At 59.2% G+C, this 23,681-nt stretch carries 23 protein-coding genes; 12 read left to right on the top strand and 11 right to left on the bottom strand.

Annotation, left to right across the window (positions count from 1 at the left end; all coding sequences use genetic code 11):
• Positions 1–21 precede the first annotated feature (21 nt).
• On the top strand, positions 22–720 hold the full coding sequence (locus tag Q0816_RS18510) for an NAD-dependent deacylase (protein ID WP_298853515.1): 699 nt from the start codon (positions 22–24) through the stop codon (positions 718–720).
• Between the two features lie 61 nt (positions 721–781).
• The gene (locus Q0816_RS18505) at positions 782–1,390 is read left to right on the top strand and encodes an HdeD family acid-resistance protein (RefSeq protein WP_298853410.1); all 609 of its coding nucleotides are present in this window, start codon (positions 782–784) and stop codon (positions 1,388–1,390) included.
• Positions 1,391–1,515: 125 nt separating this feature from the next.
• On the opposite strand, the gene Q0816_RS18500 is transcribed toward Q0816_RS18505, so the two are convergent.
• From Q0816_RS18500 to meaB, 4 genes are all read right to left on the bottom strand, one after another.
• Complete coding sequence (locus Q0816_RS18500) at positions 1,516–1,956, bottom strand: copper chaperone PCu(A)C (RefSeq protein WP_298853408.1); 441 nt, start codon at positions 1,954–1,956, stop codon at positions 1,516–1,518.
• 40 nt (positions 1,957–1,996) lie between these two features.
• Positions 1,997–2,347, bottom strand: coding sequence for a hypothetical protein (locus Q0816_RS18495; RefSeq protein ID WP_298853406.1), 351 nt, complete (start codon positions 2,345–2,347; stop codon positions 1,997–1,999).
• Between the two features lie 407 nt (positions 2,348–2,754).
• Positions 2,755–3,042, bottom strand: coding sequence for a 50S ribosomal protein L28 (rpmB, locus tag Q0816_RS18490; RefSeq protein WP_170362546.1), 288 nt, complete (start codon positions 3,040–3,042; stop codon positions 2,755–2,757).
• 186 nt (positions 3,043–3,228) lie between these two features.
• Positions 3,229–4,200, bottom strand: coding sequence for a methylmalonyl Co-A mutase-associated GTPase MeaB (gene meaB / locus Q0816_RS18485; protein WP_298853397.1), 972 nt, complete (start codon positions 4,198–4,200; stop codon positions 3,229–3,231).
• A gap of 173 nt (positions 4,201–4,373) precedes the next feature.
• Here meaB and hrpB point away from each other — a divergent pair, with 173 nt between their 5' ends.
• The 3 genes from hrpB to Q0816_RS18470 all read left to right on the top strand — a co-directional run bounded on the left by hrpB (position 4,374) and on the right by Q0816_RS18470 (position 9,022).
• Complete coding sequence (hrpB, locus tag Q0816_RS18480) at positions 4,374–6,827, top strand: ATP-dependent helicase HrpB (RefSeq protein WP_298853512.1); 2,454 nt, start codon at positions 4,374–4,376, stop codon at positions 6,825–6,827.
• A 168-nt stretch (positions 6,828–6,995) separates the two neighbouring features.
• Positions 6,996–7,454, top strand: coding sequence for an NUDIX hydrolase (locus Q0816_RS18475; RefSeq protein WP_298853395.1), 459 nt, complete (start codon positions 6,996–6,998; stop codon positions 7,452–7,454).
• Between the two features lie 89 nt (positions 7,455–7,543).
• Complete coding sequence (locus Q0816_RS18470) at positions 7,544–9,022, top strand: inorganic phosphate transporter (RefSeq protein ID WP_298853394.1); 1,479 nt, start codon at positions 7,544–7,546, stop codon at positions 9,020–9,022.
• Between the two features lie 9 nt (positions 9,023–9,031).
• Here Q0816_RS18470 and Q0816_RS18465 read toward each other — a convergent pair whose 3' ends face one another.
• Together Q0816_RS18465 and Q0816_RS18460 are read right to left on the bottom strand one after the other, a co-directional pair.
• Positions 9,032–10,006, bottom strand: coding sequence for a 2-dehydropantoate 2-reductase (locus Q0816_RS18465; RefSeq protein WP_298853392.1), 975 nt, complete (start codon positions 10,004–10,006; stop codon positions 9,032–9,034).
• Between the two features lie 77 nt (positions 10,007–10,083).
• The gene (locus Q0816_RS18460; RefSeq protein WP_298853390.1) at positions 10,084–11,046 is read right to left on the bottom strand and encodes a pirin family protein; all 963 of its coding nucleotides are present in this window, start codon (positions 11,044–11,046) and stop codon (positions 10,084–10,086) included.
• Between the two features lie 275 nt (positions 11,047–11,321).
• On the opposite strand from Q0816_RS18460, the gene Q0816_RS18455 reads away from it, so the two are divergent.
• Together Q0816_RS18455 and Q0816_RS18450 are read left to right on the top strand one after the other, a co-directional pair.
• Entirely contained in the window at positions 11,322–11,810 is a 489-nt protein-coding gene (locus Q0816_RS18455; RefSeq protein WP_298853388.1) for a twin-arginine translocation pathway signal, read from the top strand.
• Positions 11,811–11,813: 3 nt separating this feature from the next.
• Positions 11,814–12,407, top strand: a complete 594-nt coding sequence (locus Q0816_RS18450) for a ferric reductase-like transmembrane domain-containing protein (protein WP_298853386.1) — start codon at positions 11,814–11,816, stop codon at positions 12,405–12,407.
• Here Q0816_RS18450 and argF read toward each other — a convergent pair.
• Together argF and Q0816_RS18440 are read right to left on the bottom strand one after the other, a co-directional pair.
• Positions 12,404–13,330 (bottom strand): ornithine carbamoyltransferase, encoded by a 927-nt coding sequence (gene argF / locus Q0816_RS18445; RefSeq protein WP_298853384.1) that lies wholly within the window; start codon positions 13,328–13,330, stop codon positions 12,404–12,406. The genes Q0816_RS18450 and argF overlap by 4 nt on opposite strands.
• Before the next feature lie 74 nt (positions 13,331–13,404).
• Positions 13,405–14,592, bottom strand: coding sequence for an aspartate aminotransferase family protein (locus Q0816_RS18440; RefSeq protein ID WP_298853381.1), 1,188 nt, complete (start codon positions 14,590–14,592; stop codon positions 13,405–13,407).
• Between the two features lie 273 nt (positions 14,593–14,865).
• On the opposite strand from Q0816_RS18440, the gene Q0816_RS18435 reads away from it, so the two are divergent.
• Positions 14,866–15,750, top strand: coding sequence for a DMT family transporter (locus Q0816_RS18435; protein ID WP_298853510.1), 885 nt, complete (start codon positions 14,866–14,868; stop codon positions 15,748–15,750).
• Positions 15,751–15,851: 101 nt separating this feature from the next.
• Positions 15,852–17,087, top strand: a complete 1,236-nt coding sequence (locus Q0816_RS18430; RefSeq protein WP_298853379.1) for an MFS transporter — start codon at positions 15,852–15,854, stop codon at positions 17,085–17,087.
• Here the strand turns inward: Q0816_RS18430 and Q0816_RS18425 are convergent.
• The gene (locus Q0816_RS18425) at positions 17,084–17,887 is read right to left on the bottom strand and encodes an ABC transporter permease (RefSeq protein WP_298853377.1); all 804 of its coding nucleotides are present in this window, start codon (positions 17,885–17,887) and stop codon (positions 17,084–17,086) included. The genes Q0816_RS18430 and Q0816_RS18425 overlap by 4 nt on opposite strands.
• Before the next feature lie 126 nt (positions 17,888–18,013).
• Between Q0816_RS18425 and Q0816_RS18420 the strand changes: the two genes are divergently transcribed.
• Both Q0816_RS18420 and Q0816_RS18415 read left to right on the top strand, forming a co-directional pair.
• Complete coding sequence (locus tag Q0816_RS18420) at positions 18,014–18,589, top strand: GcrA family cell cycle regulator (RefSeq protein ID WP_298853375.1); 576 nt, start codon at positions 18,014–18,016, stop codon at positions 18,587–18,589.
• Positions 18,590–18,964: 375 nt separating this feature from the next.
• The gene (locus tag Q0816_RS18415) at positions 18,965–19,231 is read left to right on the top strand and encodes a hypothetical protein (RefSeq protein ID WP_298853373.1); all 267 of its coding nucleotides are present in this window, start codon (positions 18,965–18,967) and stop codon (positions 19,229–19,231) included.
• Positions 19,232–19,459: 228 nt separating this feature from the next.
• Here the strand turns inward: Q0816_RS18415 and Q0816_RS18410 are convergent, their stop codons facing one another.
• The gene (locus tag Q0816_RS18410) at positions 19,460–20,536 is read right to left on the bottom strand and encodes a DUF2235 domain-containing protein (RefSeq protein WP_298853371.1); all 1,077 of its coding nucleotides are present in this window, start codon (positions 20,534–20,536) and stop codon (positions 19,460–19,462) included.
• Positions 20,514–22,805, bottom strand: coding sequence for a xanthine dehydrogenase family protein molybdopterin-binding subunit (locus Q0816_RS18405; RefSeq protein ID WP_298853369.1), 2,292 nt, complete (start codon positions 22,803–22,805; stop codon positions 20,514–20,516). Before Q0816_RS18405 ends, Q0816_RS18410 begins: the two co-directional genes overlap by 23 nt.
• A gap of 114 nt (positions 22,806–22,919) precedes the next feature.
• On the opposite strand from Q0816_RS18405, the gene Q0816_RS18400 reads away from it, so the two are divergent.
• Entirely contained in the window at positions 22,920–23,648 is a 729-nt protein-coding gene (locus Q0816_RS18400) for a dienelactone hydrolase family protein (protein ID WP_298853367.1), read from the top strand.
• The last annotated feature ends 33 nt before the right edge of the window (positions 23,649–23,681 follow it).

The raw sequence follows: 23,681 nt of genomic DNA, 5'->3' as shown, positions 1-23,681 counted from the left end.
GGTGTACCGCGCGGCGGGGAAATGGAAAAGATCGTCATTCTGACCGGAGCCGGAATTTCGGCCGAAAGCGGGCTGAGCACCTTTCGCGACGAGGGTGGGTTATGGGCGCAAAACCGGATCGAGGATGTCGCGACACCGGACGGGTTCGCGCGCGACCCGGCACTGGTTCAGGGGTTTTACAATGCGCGCCGTGTTCAGGCCGCCAAAGTTCAGCCCAATGCTGCGCACGAAGCACTGGCCCGATTGCAACGGGACTGGCCCGGAGAGGTTGTGATCGTGACCCAGAACGTGGACAGTCTGCATGAGGCGGGTGGCGCGACGGATGTCATCCACATGCACGGAACGTTGGCGGGCGCCTTATGTTCGGCTTGCGGTCATCGCTGGACTGCCCCGTCTGAGATGGCGGTAGGGGAGCCCTGCCCTGCCTGCGCGCAGCCTACGGCCAGGCCCGATGTGGTCTGGTTCGGCGAGATGCCGTATTTCATGGACGAGATTTACGATCATCTGGCCAGCGCGTTTCTTTTTGCCGCTATTGGCACCTCGGGTCAGGTTTATCCGGCAGCGGCCTTTGTGCACGAAGCACAAGCGGCGGGCGCACGGACGATCGAAATCAATCTGGAACCGTCGCTGGGTGCATCCGGGTTTGACGAGAGGGTCATCGGCCAGGCCACGCAAACGGTTCCGCGATGGGTCGGGCAATTGTTTACGCGACACTCTTAAGGTGCAGACAACGCTGGTTTAATTTGTGTAAACTATATCCGAAACGACTGGAGGACCAGCCATGACCGATCAAGATCCCCGGACCGGTGAAATTCTGGAAGAAGACAGCATGGCCGGGCGCGACATGCTGGGAGAGCAGCTTTCCAGCCTGTGGTGGACCTTTCTGCTGCGCGGGATTCTGGCAGGACTTGTCGGCATTGCCGCCCTGTTCTGGCCGTCGGGCAGCATTGCAATCCTGTTGCGACTGGTCGGTGTGCTGCTGATCCTCGATGGCGGCCTGACGCTTTTGGGGGTCGGACGACGCGGCGTGCTGGGCGGCGCGGCGATTGGCGCACTGCTGATCGGGCTTATTCTGCTGATCTGGCCGGAAGGTACGGTCAAACTGGCCTTTTTCCTGATGGGCGCGTGGGCGCTGATCATCGGAATCGGCTCACTGGCGGCCGCAGGGCAGATGCAAGAAAGAGACCCGCAACGCGGATCCATGCGTGTCTCAGGGTTCGTTGCGCTTGTCGTCGGGCTTATTTTGATGATCTGGCCGACAGTCGCACTTGTTGCATTGGGATGGGGCATCGCGTTTTCAGCTCTGGCCATGGCAGCCGTCATGTTCTGGCTGGCCTCCCGGTTCCGACAGGCCGGCGACCGTGTCGGCATGAAAACCATCAACAAATAGTACCAGCACTTGTCACAACGCTATCAGGCCGGGCAATGCCCGGCCTGACATATGGATGACGGCCGCAGCGCGGCCCGAAGACAGGTGTTGCCTTAGTTCGAATGTGATCCGTGGCCGCCCTTGTCCTAACGCTTCAGATCGACGAGGATTTCGATCTCGACCTCACCAGCCTTTTCAAAGATCAGCGTTACCGGAACCGTGGCGTCTTGTTCAAACGGAGCGGTCAGCCCCATGAACATCACATGGTCACCACCGCGTTTCAGCATGTGGGTCTCGCCTGCCGGAATCGCAAAGCCCTCTTCGACATGCACCATCTTGGCCACGCCGTTGTCATCGACTTTATGCGTATGCAGCTCAACCCGAGCGGCGGCTTCAGACGTCACGCCAATCAAACGGTCGTCTGTATCGCCCTGATTCTGGATCATCATGAACGCGGCGCCGGCTTTGGCGGTTTTGCCCGACGACCGGGCATAGGCGTCATCAACTGTGATGGTGCCTTCGGCAAAACCGGGGATGGCCAATGTTACAGCGGCCAGAGTTGCAAGCAGAGTGGTTTTGAGGGACATCGTGCCTCTCCTGTGTTTTAGGATTGAAAATGGTTTGTTTTCAAACATATACAGGCGGCGCGCGGGCCGAGGTTCCGGGGACCGGCAAAGCGATTTGGTCGCCCAGATGCCTCAGCGGTACAGGTTGCGTCAGCTCCGGCGCTGTCGGCAAGGATGTGGCGGGTACGGCAATCGCGCCCATCAGGGACAGCGCATAATCCGGGCAGTAGTGTGGCGGTGCAGTAGGTTGTCCGTCTTCGTCCTTATAGACAACGACTGGCCCGGCGCCCGTGCACAGCACCATCTGACCAACTGCCCTTTCCATGCCACGCGAAACAGCGATGCCCTGCCCGGTCAGAACCAAAAGCACGGACAAAATGTAGGGCAGGAATCTGGCTATTGCAGGTCTCATTCTGACCCCGGTATAGGTCAGTCAGCAGAGTGGCTTCAAGCGCCAAAGGGTCGCGCTTGAAGCTGATTTCAGTAGTCTATTTCCGGTCTTTTCACCTTGCTTGTATTGAAGCTGGTGTGGGACCGGTTCACCCTGCGCTGCATCCGCGTGCAAGCCGAAATTGCTTTGCGAAAAACCGCGGCTAGGAACAGGAAAAGGTAGAAACTTTTTAACGTCATAATGTGGCCCCCGCCTGATGAATGACAGTGACCCTAGGTCAGATTCGGAATTCCGTATGTGAAGCAATTCACCAATAGCGAAAAATAATTTCGAAATTGAAAACAATGTAAGGCAGTAACAGGCGGCTCAAAAAGAAAAAGCCCCGCGCCACAAGGGTACGGGGCCTGAAATTCCATAAGCGAAAAGGCTTAGGCCGTGGCTTGTGCCTTGGCGATTTCCTTTTTCACTTTCAGAGCATTCGCCGACAGTTCATCGTCCTTGGCTTTGGCCAGGAACGCGTCCAGACCACCACGGTGGTCAACCGAACGCAGGGCAGCGGCCGAGATGCGCAGCTTAACACCGCGACCCAGAGTCTCGGACTGCAGGGTAACGTCGTTCAGGTTTGGCAGAAAACGACGACGAGTTCTGTTTTTGGCGTGGCTGACATTGTTGCCAGTCATCGGGCCTTTTCCGGTCAGTTCGCAACGGCGCGACATGGTTTATTCCTTTGTATCTGGAGGCCGGGCACAAAGCCCTCGGCCAAATCACAAGGGGCACAACCCGAAGTCGCGCCCGAAAACTGGTTGGATGCGTGTAGTGGGAATCACAGGGAGGGTCAAGACAGGCTGCGCGAAATCTTTCATTTTGCGCGGGCCTGAGAAACCCTGCCCCTTTCGGCCTTTTCAGGTCAGCGTACTGAGCAGCTCCTCGGCCGCGCTGACGGGATTCAGATGTCCGGCCGAAACCTCGGCGTTCAGTCGTTCCATCTCGGCCTTGGCTTGCGGCGTGTCAAGGCGGGCAAGAAGGGCGTGACGCACCTCCTGATCGAACCAGTAACGTGCCTGCGCGGCACGGTTGGCCTCCCAAATACCATTGTCGCGACGCCATTGGATCAGGGACTGCATCTCGTCCCAGGCCTGTTCAAGCCCCTGCTCTTCGACTGCAGATACGGTCATAGCCTTGGGAAAGAATTTGGGGTCCTGTGGGCGTTTACGCAACAGACGCAGTGCGCCTGCATAATCGGCACAGGTCCGTGTCGCCGTGGCCTTCAGGTCGCCATCCGCCTTGTTGATCAGAATAATATCCGCCATTTCCATGATGCCTCGTTTGACGCCCTGCAATTCATCACCGCCAGCCGGGGCCAGCAGCAGCAGGAACAGGTCTGACAACTCGGACACCACCGTTTCCGATTGCCCCACGCCTACAGTTTCTATCAGCACTACGTCATAGCCTGCGGCCTCGCACAGGGCGATGGCTTCACGGGTACGTCGGGCAACGCCGCCAAGGTGGCTTTGGCTGGGCGATGGCCGAATGAAAGCGTTCTTTTCCCGGCTCAGGCGTTCCATCCGGGTCTTGTCCCCCAGAATCGAACCACCCGAACGGGCCGAGCTGGGATCGACCGCCAGAACCGCGACGCGTAGCCCCTGCCCCGTCAACTTCATGCCAAAGCTTTCGATGAAGGTGGATTTCCCAACACCCGGAGTACCCGACAGACCGATCCGCAGCGCCTGCCGCCCCGATCCGGCAAGCTGTGCCAAAAGCGCGCTGGCCTGAGCACGATGATCAGTGCGGTTGCTTTCCACCAGAGTGATTGCGCGCGCCAGCGCCCGGCGCTCGCCCTTCAAAATCCTGTCGCTAAGGCTGTCTGTCTGCATTCCTGTCCCGATCCTTGAGGCAAGGATAGTTGCCGTGCTCCGGGGGCGTTTGTCCAGACCGGAGGTGGCAGGAAATGCGATCAATGCAGAAGCTGCGTCATTTCGTGCGCGAGCAGGCAGCCTACAACTGCGGGGAACTGGACGCCACCTGCGCGATGGCGGATAAGGGCCGGATGACAATACGCCTGCCCATCGACGACGCCATTCCCGAACTGCTGGACACGCTGCGTGCGCATGGACGTGCAGTGCTGCAGGCGCCGCCCGGGGCGGGCAAGACCACGCGGGTGCCTCTGGCAATGCTCGAGGCGGGATTGTGCGACGGCAAGATCGTGATGCTGGAGCCTCGGCGGCTGGCGGCACGGGCCGCGGCCGAGCGGATGGCGGAGACCCTCTGTGAACGTGTCGGCCAAACCGTTGGTTACCGCGTGCGGGGCGATGCAAAAGTGTCAAAGGACACCCGGATCGAGGTGGTGACCGAAGGCATCCTGACGCGGATGCTGCAATCCGATCCGGATCTGCCCGGCGTCAGCGCGGTGATCTTTGACGAATTCCACGAACGATCGCTGAACGCCGATCTGGGGTTGGCCTTGTGCCTCGAGGTGACGGGTGTGCTGCGGGACGATCTGATTTTGCTGGCCATGTCCGCGACGCTGGATGCAGACCCCGTTGGCCAGTTGATGACAGCACCGTTGGTCACGTCAGAGGGGCGCAGCTTTCCGGTTGAGACGCGCTGGCTGGAACGACCTTTGGGCGCGCAAGCGCGACGGTTGGATGCGCTGATCGATCTGGTGACGCAGGCCGAGCGCGAAACGCGTAAGGCAGGCGGCGGGGTGCTGGTTTTTCTGCCAGGCGAAGGTGAGATTCGGCGAGCAGAAGGTGCGCTGAGCGGATGTTTGCCCGATAGTTGCGTGGTGCGCCCGCTGTTTGGTGCCATGCCTTTTGCAGCACAGCGTGCGGCGATTGCCCCTGCTGAACAAGGCCGCAAAGTGGTGCTGGCGACATCGATTGCCGAAACCTCGCTGACCATCCCCGATATCAAGGTCGTGGTGGACATGGGGCAGGCCCGACGGGCGCGGTTTGATCCGGGATCGGGCATGTCGCGGCTGGTGACTGAACGGGTGACACGGGCCGAGGCCACCCAGCGTGCAGGCCGTGCGGGACGTGTAGCAGAAGGGGTTTGTTACCGGCTTTGGTCGAAAGGTGAGGAAGGTGCACTGGCCGCCTATCCGCCTGCCGAAATCGAGGCTGCGGACTTGACCGGACTGGCGCTGGAGCTGGCCCTATGGGGCGCTGCCACCACCGACCTCGCCTTTCTGACACCGCCACCCGAAGGAACGATGGCCGAGGCACGTGTGTTGCTGAAAATGCTAGGCGCACTGGATGAGAAGGGGCGGATCACCGAACACGGTCGGGCGCTGGCCGCGCTGCCCTTGCATCCCCGGTTGGGGCATATGCTTGTGCGTGCCGGGCCAAAGGCCGCGCCTCTGGCCGCATTGATGGCCGAACGTGACCCTCTGCGTGGTGCCCCGGTGGATATCGCCTTGCGGCAAGAGGCGCTGCGGGACGTCCGGGCCTTTCAACGCAACCGCGTCTGGCAGGTAAACATGGGTGCCGTGGATCGGATAAATTCCGAAGCCAAACGGCTGCGGAAACAGGCCACGGGCGACTCTGCTGACGTGAGCCCCGCCGCCATGGCCGCCCTCGCTTATCCTGACCGCATCGGGCAACGACGCAAGGGCGATGCGCCGCGTTACGTACTGTCGGGTGGAAAAGGTGTTGGTCTGGACAGTAGCGACACGTTGGCCAACGCCCCGTTTCTGGTTGTTACTGACACCGACGGGAACCCGCGTGAGGCCAAGGTGCGGATGGCCGCCCAGATCTCGGAACGGGAAATCCGCGATCAGTTCGCGGATCAGATCAAATGGGTCGAGAGTTGTGCGTGGTCAAAACGCGACCGGCGGGTTGTGTCGCGGCAACAGGAGCGGTTCGGTGCAATCACGTTGGATGACCGCATCTGGAAGGACGTCCCGGACGAAGACGTGGCGCGGGCGATGCTGGACGGGGTGCGCGATCTGGGTTTGCGGCTGGACGGCGCCGCGGCGCGGTTGGCGGCCCGGGTCGAGCTGGTGCGTGCGGACGGGATTAACCTGCCCGATTTCTCGATCGAGGGCCTGATGACCGAATTGGACGACTGGCTGCTACCCATGCTGTCAGGTGTAAAGAATGCAGAGGGCTGGAAGCGGTTCGACCTGTTGCCTGCCCTGCGTGCACGGCTGGATTGGGCGCAGACGCAGGAATTGGACAGGCGCGCGCCGGGATCGTTCCAAACGCCTCTGGGGCGCAAGGTGCCGATAGATTACAGCGCGGCGGTGCCTGAAATCTCGGTCCGGTTGCAGGAGGTGTTCGGCGTGACCCGGCATCCGGCGGTCGGCGGTCAACCCTTGAAGATCACCCTGCTGTCACCCGCGCAGCGCCCGATCCAGATCACGCGCGACCTTCCGGGATTTTGGGCGGGCTCTTACGCGGATGTGCGCAAAGATATGCGCGCGCAATACCCCAAACATCCATGGCCCGAAGATCCGACACAGGCCGACCCCACGCTGAGGGTCAAGCGAAGGCGCGATTAGTTGTTTGCCAAAACTCCATAAATGCGACTCAAAACCCACAAAATTCTTAGTTTTACCCCCAAAATCAGTCAAAATCAGGAAAATTTTGGAAGGTTAAATTGAAATTCACCTTTTCCACTGTTATGTCGCACCCATTGCCAAAACAGGAATTGGATTGACGAGCCACTTATGAGTGTATGGCTGCGAAATATCTGGGAAGAGGTCGGGCGACCTCTATTCTTGCGCCCCCGACGGGTGCAGTTTGCCGCTCTGTGCACGCGTATCCAGGAAGATCATGAAGAGGTTTTGTTGATCACCAGCCGGGATACCGGACGCTGGATCATTCCAAAAGGCTGGCCAATCGATGGCCTGAATGGTGCGGAAACTGCCCTGCAGGAAGCCTGGGAAGAGGCCGGGGTGCGCGCGGATGCCGTTCACAATGATCCCTTCGGCCGCTTCACATATGACAAGATCCTCAAGGACGGATCAGCGCAGCCGGTTTTGACCAACGTGTATCGGATTTCGGTGCGTGCATTGGCCGAGGAATATCCCGAAGCCGATCAGCGCGAGCGCAACTGGTTTTCACCGGCTGACGCGGCCACGCGTGTAAGGGAACCCGAATTGCAGGCCTTGCTCCGCCAACTATAACGAATTCGCGACAATTTGATCGCGCCCAGCTTGCTCCTTGAAAAGGAAATCGTTAGGTGCGTGCGATCTTCCAAAATCCGGCCAAGCCAATGTCTGACACAAACCCAAAACCACGCTGGCAAGCGCTGGACAGCGACCTGAATCGGATTTCGCGCGTCGAAACCGCAAATACGCATGTGGCGCGCCCGATGTTGGCACCGGGCATTGCGCTGGCTTTCATGGCGCTAGCCGGGCTGACAGCAGCCGTTCTGTTTGGTCAGGCGGATGGCAATTATATTGTCGTCGCGGCGGCTGCGTTTGGGGCCTACATGGCGATTAATATCGGCGCCAATGATGTGGCCAACAACATGGGTCCGGCGGTTGGAGCAAACGCGCTGACCATGGGTGGCGCCATTTTGATTGCCGCCATTGCCGAAAGCGCGGGCGCATTGCTGGCCGGGGGTGATGTGGTCTCGACCATCTCCAAGGGGATCATCGATCCGGCCTCGGTGCAGAACAGCGATGTGTTCATCTGGGCCATGATGGCGGCTTTGATCTCTTCGGCCATGTGGGTCAATCTGGCGACCTGGCTCGGTGCGCCGGTCTCGACCACGCATTCGGTTGTGGGCGGGGTCATGGGTGCCGGGGTTGCAGCAGCAGGCCTGAGCGCGGTGAGCTGGGGCACGATGAGCGCAATTGCGGCCAGTTGGGTGATCTCTCCGGTACTTGGGGGCGTGGTTGCGGCGGGTTTTCTGGCGTTGATCAAAGTCAAGATCCAGTATCAGGACGACAAGATTGCTGCAGCCCGCAAATGGGTTCCCATCCTTGTGGCGGTGATGGCAGGGGCCTTTGCCACCTATCTGTCTGTCAAAGGCCTGAAGCGGATCGTTAATGTTGATCTGGAGATGGCACTGCTGATCGGGTTGGGCGCGGGTCTGCTGGCCTGGTCCGTCACCGTACCCTGGGTGCGGCGCAAATCTGAAGGGCTGGAGAACCGGACGCGGTCGCTGAAAACCCTATTTGGCCTGCCTTTGGTCATCTCGGCCACGTTTCTGAGCTTTGCCCATGGCGCGAATGACGTGGCCAATGCGGTTGGTCCGTTGGCGGCGATTGTTCATGCGGCAGAGTTCGGGGATTTCGCGACGAAGGTTTCGATCCCTCTGTGGGTGATGATCATCGGCGCGTTCGGAATTTCATTTGGTCTGTTCCTTTTCGGCCCCAAGCTGATCCGGATGGTGGGCAGCCAGATCACAAAACTGAACCCGATGCGTGCCTTTTGTGTAGCGCTGTCGGCGGCAATCACGGTCATTGTGGCCAGTTGGCTGGGCCTGCCGGTCAGCTCGACCCATATTGCCGTTGGTGCGGTCTTTGGCGTCGGCTTCTACCGCGAATGGCACTCAGATCGTCGGCGGAAGCAGACCAATTCTCAGCGCGAGATGCCCCGCAGGCTTGCCCCGGAAGAATACAGACGGCGCAAGTTGGTACGGCGGTCGCATTTCATGACGATCGTGGCGGCCTGGATCGTGACTGTGCCAGCTGCCGCAACCATGTCGGCCGCAATCTACTGGATGCTGACGGCTTTCGTCTGACCTATGTGGTCAGAGCCGTATCTGTTCCGGAGATAGCGGATGATCGGGCGCATGTTTGATCAGATCGGACACCTGCGTACAAATGGGCGTCGGTATTCCGGTTTTGTGGCCCAGCTGCATGATATGACCTTGCAGGCTGTCAATTTCCGTTTGGCGTTCTGCCATCAGATCATAGGCCATGGATGTGCGCGCGCTGGGGTCGATTGTCAGCATCCGGGCTGCAATCCGGGTAAACAGCGGTGTCGGCAGTCGCAGAATATGCGGGGTCATCCAGGCCGGGAGCGGCGTGGTCGAGGCCACGGGGTACCCAGCCGCCTTGAGCACGGATAACGCCTCGGTCATCTGATCCGCCATGAGGTTGCGCCACTCGCGGTTCATCAGCTGTTTCACAAGCGTTAGACCTGACAAGGCATTGAGCGCGTTGTTCAGGTTGATCACCAGCTTGCCCCACTGCACGGCCTCAATCTGGTCGCTTGGCGTGACGGGAAGGTCCGCGACGCTGAGATGCGCGTCCAGATCGCCGGGGCCATTCTGGATGACGATCTCGCCCGACGTGGCCCGGTGATAGGTGGCAGGGCCGGTTGGTACGACGTTAAAGGGAACCATTCCGGCCCGTACATCGCGCCCTGGCAGCGCGTCGCGCAGTGTTATGGCGGCATCGATCCCGTTTTGCCAGGACAGGACTGGCGCATCCTGAGGTGCCATGGCGCCAATTTGTCCGGCTATGTCCGTCGTAGCACCCGATTTGACGGTCACGATAACGAGTTCGGCCTGACCAAGACAAGCCGGATCTTCGGTAAGTGTCAAAAACCCGGTCGGAACAGTGTAATCAAGGCCATCAAAGTCTGTGACTGTCAGCCCGTGCTCTCGGATCGGGTCCAGCACACGGGCACGGCCCAGCAGGGTCACGGCGTGCCCCGAGCGGGCCAGCAAGGCACCACAGTAGCAGCCAATGCTGCCCGCGCCTGCGAGGACAAGTTTCATGATACCCCCTCCGGTATACCGAAAGGATCACCGCAAACGGCCCGTTACACAAGCCCACCCGACCAAGACGGCGAGTGTCAGCGCGCTAGTCGGGGCTTTGTGCGCTCAAGCTCTTCGGAAATAGGGATAAATTCCTGATCATCACCCGGTGGCAGGTGGAACGCACCATTGGCCCAATCGGCGCTTTTCCACTCACGGGTTGCGGTTTCGATCTTTTCCTTCGAAGACGAGACGAAATTCCACCAGATATAGCGGTCCTCATTCAGGGTCGCGCCGCCCAGCAGCATCAGCCTGGCGCCCAGAGGGCCCGCCTTGACCGACAGCTTGTCACCGGGGCGGAACACCATCATTCGGCCCTCGTCGAACGTGTCGCCTGCGATTTCAACCGAGCCTTGCGTGACATAGACCCCGCGATCTTCATGATCATCTGGCAGCGGGAAGGACGCGCCGGGTTCAAACTGCACATCCAGATAGAAGGTTTCCGAGAGCATAGTGACCGGGCTGGTCTCGCCATAGGCCGAGCCCAGGATCAGCTGGGCACTGACGCCTGCGTCCTGAATATGCGGCAGCGCGGTCTGTTTGTGATGTTCAAAGTCCGGCTCCATATCCTCTTGCGCTTCGGGCAAGGCGATCCATGTCTGGATGCCAAACAGGCTGTGCTTCTTGCCACGCGTCTCGTCACTGGTGCGTTCGGAATGAGTCACGCCACGGCCAGCAACCATCCAGTTGACTTCACCCGGATAAATCATCTGATGCGTGCCAAGGCTGTCGCGGTGTTCAAACTCTCCCTGATACAGGTAGGTGACAGTGCCCAGCCCAATATGCGGGTGTGGTCGCACGTCAATACCACCGTCGGTAATGAATTCGGCGGGGCCCATCTGGTCAAAAAAGATGAACGGGCCAACCAGCTGGCGTTTGACCGAAGGCAGCGCCCGGCGCACTTCGAATCCGCCCAGATCGCGGGCACGGGGGATGATCAATGTGTCGAGGGCTGCATTGTCGGACAGGCAGTCGGGGCCATGGGTTGGATTCCAGCTCATTGCTACGCTCCTATGGTTGGCGGCGTACGGTTCACCTATGCAGGATTTAAAGCCGTTTTCACGAAATCTATTCGCATTTTCGCACAAGTCAGTGCGGGTTTCACGTTTATGTTCATCCTTCTGCGTCCGGCATAAGCCACCTGAGCACGGGCCAACCGGTACAAATCACAATTTATGGCGCGGCCTCGGAATGTGTTTCAATTGTGCTATCTTTCTGCAGCAAGGCCGCCCGGCATTTATCGGGCAACAAAAACTGTCACAGGAAAGATGTTGGCATGAGTGGTGTTCTATTTTCTCGTCGTTCGCTGATGGTTGTGGGTGGTGCAGCCCTTGCTTCCGGGGCAACCGGCCTGATTGTGCCTGCGCAAGCCAGTGGCCTTGCCCCAACCCCATCAATGCGGGGCGGCTCCAACAACTATCGCGCCGGTGCGCCGATCGTAGATCGGATTGGCGGCGGTGGGTTCTGGATGACAGGCACGGTGCGACGTGCTGGCGATGGCACGCCCCTGCCCGGACAGCGCATTCAGATTTGGGCACATACGACTGAAGGCCATGAGCGCGATCCCCAAAGCCACGGAGCAACACTGACCGACGCGAACGGAGAGTTCCGGCTGGAGATGCCGCAGATCGTGCCCGCCTTCGGGCAGCCGCATGGACATCTGGCTTATGACAGCGATGAGTTTGCGCCGGTGTTCCTACGTCCGGTGATGTCGAGTGCGAAGGACAAGACCCTTGCCGCGCATTTCGTGTTGCAGCCAGTCTGATACGTGCTGAGGCGCATTGCGATCTGGGCGGTATTGATCGCCGTTCTTCTGGTGCCGATCATTGCGGCAGCCTTCAGCCCCTATCTGGCTTGGCGTCAGCCGGTTTACATCCTTGCAGGGTTTGCGGGTATCATCGGAATGTGCCTTTTGCTGATGCAACCCTTGCTGGCTGGGCGCTGGTTGCCAGGGCTGAAACCGGTGACCAGTCGTCATTGGCACAAGAAGTGCGGTCTTGCGCTTGTTGCAGCCATTCTGATCCACGTCGGTGGCTTGTGGATCACGAGCCCACCGGACGTTCTGGATGCGCTGCTTTTCGTGTCAGCCACCCCCTTTTCCGCTTGGGGTGTTTTCGCCATGTGGTCCGGGTTTGCTGCGGCTATGATGGGGGTGTTGCGTAAACGCCTGAGACTGAGGTTCCGCATCTGGCGCTTGGGTCACACGGGGCTGGCCGGTGTCACTATCCTAGGCAGCGTTGTACATGCGATGCTGATCGAAGGCACGATGGAGATCATGACGAAAACGATTCTTTGCGTGCTGGTCGTGGTGGCGAGCGTTCTGACGCTCGCCAAAATGCGGGTTTGGGAGATCGGGCGTTAGACACCCAAACACCAGCGCATTACCGCTTTCTGTGCGTGCAGGCGATTTTCAGCCTCATCGAAGATGACCGAGTTTGGGCCATCCATGACCTCGGATGTCGCCTCTTCCTCGCGGTGGGCAGGCAGGCAGTGCATGAACAACGCGTCTGGTTTGGCATGCGACATCAGCTCGGTATTGACCTGATAGGGACGCAGCATGTTGTGCCGCCGTTCCTTGGCGGACTGGGAATCGTGCATTGAAACCCAGGTGTCGGCAACAACCAGATCGGCGCCTTCAACCGCTTTGTGCGGGTCCCGTTCGATCACGATTTTCGATCCCTTTTGGCGGGCAAGCCCCATAAACTCTTCTTCCGGATCAAGCTGGGCCGGGCCGGTGAAGGTGAGATCGAACCCGAACTGGCCAGCGGCGTGCAGGAACGAGGCGCAAACATTGTTGCCATCACCGGTCCACACCACCTTTTTGCCCGCGATGGGGCCTCGGTGCTCTTCGAAGGTCAGCACGTCGGCCATGATCTGGCAGGGATGTGTGCGGTCAGTCAGGCCGTTGATGACGGGCACGTCCGAGTATTCGGCCATTTCGGTCAGGATGGTTTCGTCAAACGTCCGGATCATGATCATGTCAACATAGCGCGACAGCACCCGAGCGGTGTCAGCGATGGTTTCCCCGTGGCCCAATTGCATGTCCTTACCGGACAGCACCATGGTCTGACCGCCCATCTGGCGCACGCCCACATCAAAGGAGACACGTGTACGAGTTGAGGGTTTTTCGAAGATCAGCGCGACCATGCGGTCTTTCAGCGCCTGTTCGTCGTCAAGCGCTGCCTTGGGACGGCCCAGGCGCGCCTGTTTCATCGCACCTGCCTGATCGATCATGGCCCGCAGGTCGGTGGCATCGGTTTTATGGATGTCGAGGAAATGGTTCATTTTGCTTCGCTTTTGGCTGATGGCGGGTGGGGGCCAGCCCCCACACCCCCGGAGTATTTGGGAAAAGATGAAGCTCAGGCAGTTGCGAGCTGGGTTTCGATCTGTTTTGCAGCTTTGTCGAGGCGGATCACGGCCTGCGCGATGTCATCCTCGGTCAGAGTCAGCGGCGGCAGCAGACGGATCACATTGTCGGCGGCGGGGACAGTGATGACCCGGTTGTCATAGCCCGCGTTGACCACGTCAATATTGACTGCCTTGCATTTGAGCCCAAGCATTAGGCCCGAGCCGCGTACCTCTTCGAAAACTTCGGGGTGCTCAGCGATCAGGCCTTCGAGTTTTTGGCGCAGAAGCCCGGCCTTGCGGTTGACGCCTTCGAGGAAGGAGGGTGTCGCAACTTGATCGATCACCGCGCAGCCCACTGCGCAGCCCAACGGGTTGCCGCCATAGGTCGAGCCGTGGGTGCCTGCGGTCATACCAGAGGCCGCGTCTTCGGTGGCCAGCACAGCGCCCAGAGGAAAGCCGCCGCCGATGCCCTTGGCGACCATCATGATGTCGGGTGTGATCCCGGCCCATTCGTGCGCGAACAGCTTGCCGGTCCGGCCAACGCCGCATTGCACCTCGTCCAGGATCAGCAGCAGTCCGTTGTCGTCACAGATCTGGCGCAGTGCTTTGAGTTCCGCGTCAGGAACGGGGCGAATACCGCCTTCGCCCTGAACCGGTTCGATCAGGATCGCAGCGGTTTTTTCGGTAATGGCGTCTGTGACGCCGTCCAGATCGCCGAAGGTCAGATGCACAAAGCCGGGCAGCAATGGGCCGAAGCCTTGGGTCATCTTCTCGGACCCGGCAGCTGCGATGCCTGCCGAGGACCGACCATGGAAGGAGCCGTCGAAGGTGATGATTTCGACCCGCTCGGGCTGGCCTTTGTCATAGAAATACTTGCGCGCCATTTTTACGGCCAGTTCGCAGGATTCCGTACCGGAGTTGGTGAAAAACACCGTATCCGCGAAGGTGTGTTCGACCAGCTTGTCCGCCAGCGCCTGCTGTTGCGGGATGTTGTAGAGGTTCGAAACGTGCCACAGCGCATGCGCCTGCTCGGTCAGTGCGGCCACCAGCGCCGGATGGGCGTGGCCCAGCGCGTTCACCGCGATCCCGGCGCCAAGGTCCAGAAAACGTCGGCCATCCGCCTCGGTCAGCCAGGCTCCTTCGCCCTTCACGAATGTCAGGGGCGCACGGTTATAGGTCGGCAGAACGGACGGGATCATGGGATCATCCTTTTCAGGTAGTATGAGCCTCGTGAGTGATACACGAAGGCCCGGTTCGTCAACAGATTTGGTGAGGTTTGTGCCGAATTGGAGGGCACATGAGATCAAACAGGCCGGTTACGCAGAGATGCGTCGGCGTCGGAGCAGTTGGATATGCACGAGTTTGATCATGGCTGCCCATATAGCGACGGTTACAGGTCTTGGGAAGCCGATATTTTGCACAGGTCGAATTTTACGCTTGCCAAAGTTTGTGCTACCACGCACCGCTGGGCCATGTTCGAACCAAAACCCCACAATCCGCCACTTGCGGCAGCGCTGATCTTTGTCGCTACCGCCTTTATCGCAGCGACCACGTTGCTGGCCAAAGCGCTGGGGACGGATGCGTTGGGGCCGCCCTTGCATGCGGTGCAGATCAGTCATGGACGGTTTATGTTTGCCCTGCTCGTCATCCTGTCGGCAGTTGCGATCCTGAAACCGAGGCTGGTGCGACCCCATTGGGGGCTTCATGTCGGGCGAACCAGCTTTGGTTGGGCCGGGGTGACGTTGATGTTCGCCTCGGTTGCCTTCATTCCGATGGCGGATGCGACGGCGATATCCTTTCTGAACCCCGTCTTCGGCATGGTTCTGGCCATTCCGCTGCTCGGCGAACGTGTTGGCCCATGGCGCTGGATGGCGGCGGCCGTTGCCCTGACCGGCGCGCTGATCCTTCTGCGCCCGACGCCTGCGAGCTTTCAGCCCGCTGCCCTTTTGGCGCTGGCGGCGGCCGCGCTGATCGGGATGGAGCTGATCTTTATCAAGAAGTTGTCTGGCCGCGAGCCTCCGGTCCAAATATTGCTGATCAACAACACGATGGGGTTGGTGATCGCCACGATCGCAGTCAGCTTCGTCTTTCAGATGCCGACCCCACAACAATGGGGCGCATTGGTGGGGATCGGCGTCCTGATGGCCTGTGCGCAGGCGTGTTTTGTCAACGGCATGGCGCGGGCAGATGCGTCTTTTGTGGCCCCGATCAGCTATGCAACGCTGATCTTCGCCGCCCTTTACGATTTTGCGGTTTTCGATGTGATTCCTGGCTGGATCAGCCTGATCGGGTCAGCGACCATCCTGACTGGTGGGCTGATCCTGGTCTGGCGCGAAGCGGTGCAACGCCGGCCCTGAAAAAAAGACAGATCGGTTCAGGGGCGACCTGTATGTCGCAAACTTTCATGAACGGCTATCCAGTGGGCGCATTCTGGACCGAGTTGTTTTGAGAGTTTGCCATGCACGAGCGCCGTATTCCTGAATGGGTGCGCCACGCACCTGCCCCATCGGTCCGCGACTTCGGAATTCTGGCCGGAAGCGAGGCCATCGTGCGCGGCATTCTCATCTCGGTCTTTCCGCTGGCGATGTATCGGGCGCTGGGGGACGCGTCTTCGGTCTCGTTCCTGTATTTCCTGGTTGGCATCATATCGTTGCTGGTCGGGCTGATGGTGCCTTTCCTCATCCGTTTCATTCCACGCAGATGGGCGTATTCCGTGGGTTGTGCCATGTTCATCGGCAGCGCTTTGCTGGCGATTGAGGGCAGCCCGGAGGCCGTCGTCAGCGCGCTGGCTCTAAACACCGTGGCCACTGTTATCACTTTTGTTTGCTTCAATGCCTATGTGCTGGACTACATCAGCAAGATTGAACTTGGCCGTTGCGAGACCAGCCGCATGTTTTACAGCGCCCTTGGATGGACGGGCGGCCCGATTGCGGGCGTTCTGTTGATGGAGCTCTGGGCCCCTGCCCCGTTTGCTATCAGCGCCGTTGCGGCGATGGCAATGCTGGCCCTGTTCTGGAGGATGCGCCTGGGCAACGGCAAGCTGATCACCAAAGCGCGTGGACCAGCCAAGAACCCATTGGCCTTCCTGCCCCGGTTCTTTGCCCAACCCCGTCTGATCGCAGGATATCTTTTTGCGATGATACGGTCCTGCGGGTGGTGGATTTACGTGGTTTATCTGCCCATTTTCGCGATTGAAAACGGGCTGGGAGACCAGTTGGGCGGCATCCTGTTGTCGTGCACGAATGCGATGCTGCTGGCTGCACCGCTGATTCTGCGGTGGGTGCAGGCCCGGTCCTTGAAAGTTGCGGTCCGTATCGGCTTTGCCGCTGCCGGAGGGTGTTTTGTTTTGGCCAGCGTCATCGCGGGCTGGCCAGTCGCAGCTGTTATGGCGCTGGTTTTGGGCTCTGCCTGGTTGATCGTGCTGGATATCTGCGCCGGATTGCCCTTCCTGATGGCGGTAAAGCCGTCCGAACGCACCGAGATGTCGGCGATCTATTCCAGCTATCGCGACGTCGCGGGCATTCTGACACCCGGCATCGCGTCGTTTGTTTTGTTGGCGACCCCCGTGGCTGGGGTTTTCGCAGCCGGAGGCATGGCCCTGTTTGGTGCGTGGGTCGTTGCCGCGCGCCTGCATCCCCGGCTGGGAAGGCCACGGCTGGCGTTGCAACCCGAAACGTTAGTGGAACCGAGTTAAGCCTTGAGCCGGTACCCGGTGCGCAGCATCTGCCAGGTGATGACCCCGATCACAAATGTTGCAACCGCGCAAACCGCCATGCCCAGCCACGGAGAGCTGTCCGACACTCCGATCATTCCATAGCGTAGCCCGTCGATCAGATAGAATACCGGATTTAGGTGGGTCAGACGGTTCAGGACCGGGGGCAGCGCCTCGACCGAGTAGAATGTGCCCGACAGGAAGGCCAACGGCGTGACGATGAAGTTGGTGATCGCGGCCATCTGGTCGAACTTGTTGGCAAAGATACCGGCAAACAGGCCCAGCGCGCCCATGAAGGCGCCTCCCAGAACGATGAAGATCAATGCAATCAGCGGGTGCTGAGGCGCGATGGAAAGGAAAACCAGCAACGCAATTGAGATCACCAGCGCAATCATCACTCCACGGGCGATGCCACCCGCCAGATAGCCTAAAAGAATCTCAAGCGGTGATAGTGGCGGCATCAAAGTATCAACGATATTACCTTGTACTTTGGCGATCACCATTGAAGATGAGGTGTTGGCAAAGGCGTTCTGGATCACTGTCATCATCATGATCCCCGGGGCCAGAAACATCACAAATGGGACGCCCATGACATCGGGCCGGCTTGGGCCGATTGCGATGGTGAAGATCAGCAGGAACAACCCTGCCGTCACCAGCGGCGCCAGTACGGTCTGGGTCCAGACCGCCAGAAAGCGCAGGGTCTCGCGCTGTGCCAGCGTATAAAGCCCCATCCAGTTGACCGTACCAAAGCGACGTTCAACCTGATCTGCCGGATTCTGCATGCTATGCCCTCAAACTGATTCGAAGACTGCTTGTAACTCGGGCTGCAGTGTTTAGAATAGGGGGCTGAGACGAATTCCCAAGGCGGCCCGAATCCGGGGCCGCTTTCCGCTTTTGAAAGGCAAACGATGTCCTGGACAGACGAGCGCGTAGAACTGCTGAAGAAGATGTGGGGCGAGGGCCAGTCGGCCAGCCAGATTGCCAAGGAACTGGGTGGCGTGACCCGCAATGCGGTGATCGGCAAGGTGCATCGCCTGGGCTTGTCCAACCGGGCAACAGGCGCATCCCCGGCCAAGGCGGAACCGAAAGAAAAACCGGCACCCGCCCCCAAGGCCGAGGCCAAACCCAAACCCGCACCTAAGACCGAGCCGGCGCGTCCGGCGCCTGCCCCAACCGCCGAGGCGAAACCCGCCATTCCGGCGCGCCGCCAGATCATCCCCGCCGGTCAACCGCTGCCACCGCAGCCGTCGGCCAATGAAATCAGCCCCGAAGCGCTGGCCAAGGTCAACGAGATCGAGAAGAAGGCCAAGAAGCTGACCCTGATGGAACTGACCGAGAAAACCTGCAAATGGCCCGTCGGCGACCCCGCAACCGAGGATTTCTGGTTCTGCGGCCTGCCGGTCGAGGCAGGCAAGCCGTACTGCGAGGCCCATGTAGGCGTGGCCTTCCAGCCCATGAGCTCGCGCCGGGATCGGCGGCGATAGACGTTTAGTTGTGCACGCCGGTATTTGCGGCGTGACATTTGAATTTTGTGTTAGCTGCCCGCCCATCGCAAGACAGGTGGGCAGTAATTTTTTGGCCAGAGAGATTTCGCCATTCAGTCGGACCTAAAATACAAAGTCCTGTTCTCTGTCTTTGCTTTGTTGATATTGGCTGCCTACATTCAGCCCATAGATCCCTATCTATTTGAAGCCGACACGAACAAGAAAACCCTACATTTACTCTTCCAAGGCCTGTTTTTATCCTTGTGGCTCATTCCAGTTATACCCGCATTCGTTAGCTGTCTTGCCCTACTGGGAATGCGTCCGATCCCACGAATTCTTGCCAGATTTCTTGCGGGTTTCTCAATCATTCTGGGAATGTTTCTGACACTGGCATCTGGCGTTTTTGGACCCTTTACTGACATTCAAGCCTTGCATGGTATCAGCTTGACCATCGCCATCGCATCCAGCTTTCTCATCTGGTCCGGTCGCGGGCATAAACCGCAATCTTCATGGGCTGCAAAGGTTGGGATATCGGTTTCAACCCTGACAGCGCTTTGGTCTCTGTTTACAGTTCCAATGGTTCTTATTCAGGCGCACATGATCTCAAATGGCGCGCCATATTGCATCGCTGAACATGCATAGAATTCTCCAGTTGAAGCCCTGTACGAATTGCGCGGGGTTTCGTTCTACACGACAAAGACCGGATACAAGTCCACATCCTTTTGGTATTTTCACGGTTTGTTGGTAGTAGATTATCCTGAAGAACAGAGGGTGTTTAGCTGGTCGCCAAGACGTTGGCGTTTCGATCTTGTTGAACGCCCGGATACACTGGTCGAACCGGTCAGAAATGTCTGCGTTCCGAAGTAAAAACTACTGCGCAGGATGTGACGGCAGACTCGGCATCGCGACCCAACCGGGCAGCTCGTCCGGCGATACCGAGACATGTAGGCGCTCTGACTGATCTCGCCCGACTTTGCGGTGTTTGCGCAGAAGGAAAATCTTGCCCCAGCCGCGCCATGTGCCAACCGACGGGGCATGCGTATCTATGGGAAAACGATCGCGCCAGCCCTCGGGCAACGGCAATCCGTGCATCTCGGCCTTGTCCAGCATCCAGATCAGGGAAATGTTGCTGAGTGGACGCGCCTCTTCATAGGTATTCAATTGCCCTCCGATGTCACCGTGTGTGCCGCGGAACCATACCTGTTCCACATGGCCTTTGAACTCGGGCGTGCATTTCCACAGGACCGGCTCGAACACCTCGCGTGTCTCATCCAGTGCCATGGCGTGATAGCCGTGGCGCGTGGCCGGGCCCAACTGGTGGTTGTGAAAGGCATGACGCTCCTCGGCCCAGCGCCAGAGCAGCGGCAGGCGCAGGCCCAGCGCCTTGACCGTATCCCAGACACCGATCATCTCGATCTCGACATCCTCGTGGCAGAAGCGGCGGCGGAAATCGCGGGCGGCGGTGCCGCTTGGATTGCACTCATAATGGCGATAGGCCTGCAGAATGTTCCGCTCGGTCGCGTGTTCGGCCTTGAGCAGGCCGATCATGTCGATCACCCCGGCCAGACTGCGTACACCGTAAGCACCCCGCGAATAGCCAATGAAAAAGATCCTGTCGCCGGGTTTGTAGCGTGACGCCAGATAGCCATAAGCACGGCGGATTTGCCGGTTAATGCCCCGGCCCATCATCACATCCAAAGAGGATTTCCAGCTTTCCCATTGTACCCCTGCCTCATAGAAGACCGAAACCTTGCTACCCATCTCGCAACACAGGCGCAGGGTCTGGCCTGCATGAGTTTCGCGGCCCGGCTCGAGCGTGGACATGGTGCCGTCAAGGATGATGACATGGCTGATTGGTTCGCGGTGCCGCGTCTCGGCGGAATGCTCGGACCGCAAAGGTCGCCCGAGCCATCCCAGAACCTTTCTACTCAGCCGCGACAGTTTCATGCGTCAGCAATTCCCATACTCTGTGAGGTGTGAAAGGCATATCCGCCTGCCGCACCCCGTGGTCCCAGAGCGCATCCTGAACCGCGTTTGCCACAGCAGCCAGCGCGCCCACTGTGCCGGCCTCACCACATCCTTTCATCCCCATCGGGTTGGAGGTTGACGGAACCGGCGCCGAGGTAAACTTAATCATGGGTATGTCCGCTGCACGGGGCAAGGCGTAATCCATAAACGAAGCCGTGAGCAGTTGTCCGTGATCGTCATGCACCACACGTTCATCCAAGGCTTGACCGATGCCTTGCACCACCCCGCCATGCACCTGCCCTTCGGCCAGCATCGGATTGATAAGGTTACCAAAATCATCAACCACAGTATAGCGGTCCACCCATGTTTTGCCAGTGTAGGAATCGATCACGACTTCGGCAACATGCGCACCGTTGGGATAGCTGCGCGCATCCAGGTTGGCGCGGGCGTCATGCTGTAGCAGATCCATGCGCCCGTCGATGCGCGCCATCTCGGCTGCTTCGATCAGGGTCGGCGTCAGGTTGGAGCCCGGCGCTCGGAATGTCTCGTGGTCAAAACTCACATCACTTTCCTCAACCCCCATCTTATCGGCAAGATAAGGCGTGAATGCGGCGATCATCTTGTCAATCGTGGCCAGAGTTGCGGTGCTTTGCACCGTGACCGAGCGTGAACCACCCGTGCCCCCGCCATGGGCAAGCCGGTCGGTATCGCCCTGAATGACAATGACGTGGTCCATCGGAACGCCGGTCTGATCCGACAGGAACTGCGCATATACCGTCTCATGCCCCTGCCCGTTCGATTGGGTTCCAACGTAGAGATTCACCGTGCCATCCTCGCAAAACTCGACCTTCGAGTTTTCGGAAGGGTCCCCCAAAATACTTTCAATGTAGTAACAGAGTCCCTGCCCGCGGATCAGGCCCCGTTCGGCATCTACAGCTTTGCGGGCGTCAAACCCAGTTGTCTGCTCAGCCGCGCGGCTGAGGATCATGTCGAAATCACCAACATCGTAAGTTTCGCCAGTGGCAGAGGTATAAGGAAAATCGCCGGGGCGAATGAAGTTCTTGCGCCGCAATTCCCATGGGTCAACGCCCAGCTCGCGCGCGGCACGATCCATCGCGCGTTCAAGCACGTAAATCGCCTCGGGCCGACCTGCGCCGCGATATGCGTCGACCTGCGTCGTGTTTGTATAGAACCCTTCGACCCGCAAATAAGTGGTCTGGACGTCGTAGACACCCATCAGCACCTTGCTGAACAGGCTGGTCTGGATTGCCTGCCCAAAATGGCTGTTATAGGCGCCAAGGTTCACCTTGCTGTGGACCCGGTAGGCCGTAATCTTGTAATCGCCGTCAAAGGCCAGCTGTGCCAGCGAAGTCAGGTCGCGACCATGGTGGTCCGACAGCATCGCTTCGGACCGGTCGGACATCCAGTGAACGGGTTGGCCCAGTTTCATCGCGGCCACCGCGACGCAGAAATACTCGGGATAGGGCATCACTTTCATACCGAACCCGCCACCCACATCCGGGGTGGTGACGCGGATGTCTTCGGCATCAAGTTTCAGTTTTTGCGCCAGTTGCGCCTTCATCGCCCAGACACCCTGCCCGCCATAGGAAAAATGAAGACGCCCGTCAAACCAGTCGGCTTGGCAGCCACGCGGCTCCAGCGAGCTAATGATGACCCGATTGTCTGCGACGTTCAGTGACACAGTATGAGCGGCGGACTGAAACGCAGCTTCGGTGGTGGTTTCGTCGCCCAACCCCCAGTCAAAAGCACGGTTATCAGGCGCTTCCGTGTGCAAGGTCTCGCCACCCGCGTTAACGTCCAACTTGGCAGGGTGCTCTTCCGCGTCCATCCAAATCAATTCAACCGCGTCCTGCGCCTGACTCAGTGTGTCTGCAATGACCACGGCTACCGGCTCGCCCACAAAGCGTACGCGATCCTTGGCCAACATGTGCCGATCCGGCGATGCCGCCTTGGACCCATCGCGGTTGTGCAAAACGGCCGCGTTCAGAACCGTGTCGATACCTGTTGCCGCCAGGTCGTCCAGCGTCATGATCAGTCGAACTCCGTCAGCAGCCCGCGCGGCCTCAAGATCCAGCGATGTGATGTCACCATGGGCGACCGGGCTGCGGAAGAAGGCCGCAATCAAAGCGTTCTCGGGTACAGCATCATCCATGTAACGCCCCTGCCCGGTCAGAAACCGTTGATCCTCGGTTCGTTTGACGGGCTGGCTTTTGCCGAACTTTTCCATGGGGTAACCCTCCTGCGCGATCATGGGCGCGAGCCTAGCCCGTGCTTCGGCGATGTCCAGCTGGGCTCACGGAAATTCGTTTGCGCCCGATGGATGTTCAGGTAGCTTTCAAACATGAGCTGGACCCATGATACCGTTTTTCCTTTCTCCGCCCCAATGACCAGCGGACACACGGCCACCCATGACGTATATGTCGGCGGTGGCGGCCACCCCATCCTGATCCTGCAGGAGTTGCCCGGGATTGGGCCCGAAACGCTGGAGCTTGCCGCGAAGCTCAACGCATCCGGCTTTCGCGTTTATCTGCCTCATTTGTTTGGGACCTATGGAAAGACCGAGATGGCCAAGAACATGGCTCGACTGTTTTGCGTACGGCGAGAGTTCATTATTTTCGCCCGAGGCAAGCAGAGCCCCATCGCAGGCTGGATGCGTGCTTTGACCCGTGAAATCAAACAGCGCGAAAACAGCGCAGGCGTCGGTGTGATTGGCATGTGCCTGACGGGTAGTTTTGCGCTTACGCTAATGGCCGAGGACGCTGTTCTGGGCGGTGTAGCCAGCCAACCCGCGCTTCCCATCTTCGGTGGCAGGCACCTGCACATGAGCGCGCAGGACGTCGGAGCGGCTTCGGCAGGTATGGCTGCGAAAGGCCCCGGTTTGGCGATGCGGTATTCCGAAGACAAGCTTGCACCGAAGAAACTGATGCAAGCGCTCGAGCAAGCATTCGGCGATCTGCTGGAAACGCTGGAATTTCCGGGCAAGGACCATTCGTTGCTGACGCTGGATTTCCATGATCCGGCCTATCAACGCGTGGATTCCTATTTCAAAGCCCGCTTTGGCACGGCTTAGGCGTACAGGGCCTTCCCCTTGGCGCGTGCATTC

Source organism: uncultured Ruegeria sp. (assembly GCF_947497005.1).
Lineage (GTDB): Bacteria > Pseudomonadota > Alphaproteobacteria > Rhodobacterales > Rhodobacteraceae > Ruegeria.
The sequence above is the reverse complement of the archived record's forward strand: the minus strand, read 5'-3'. Positions and strand labels throughout refer to the sequence as shown.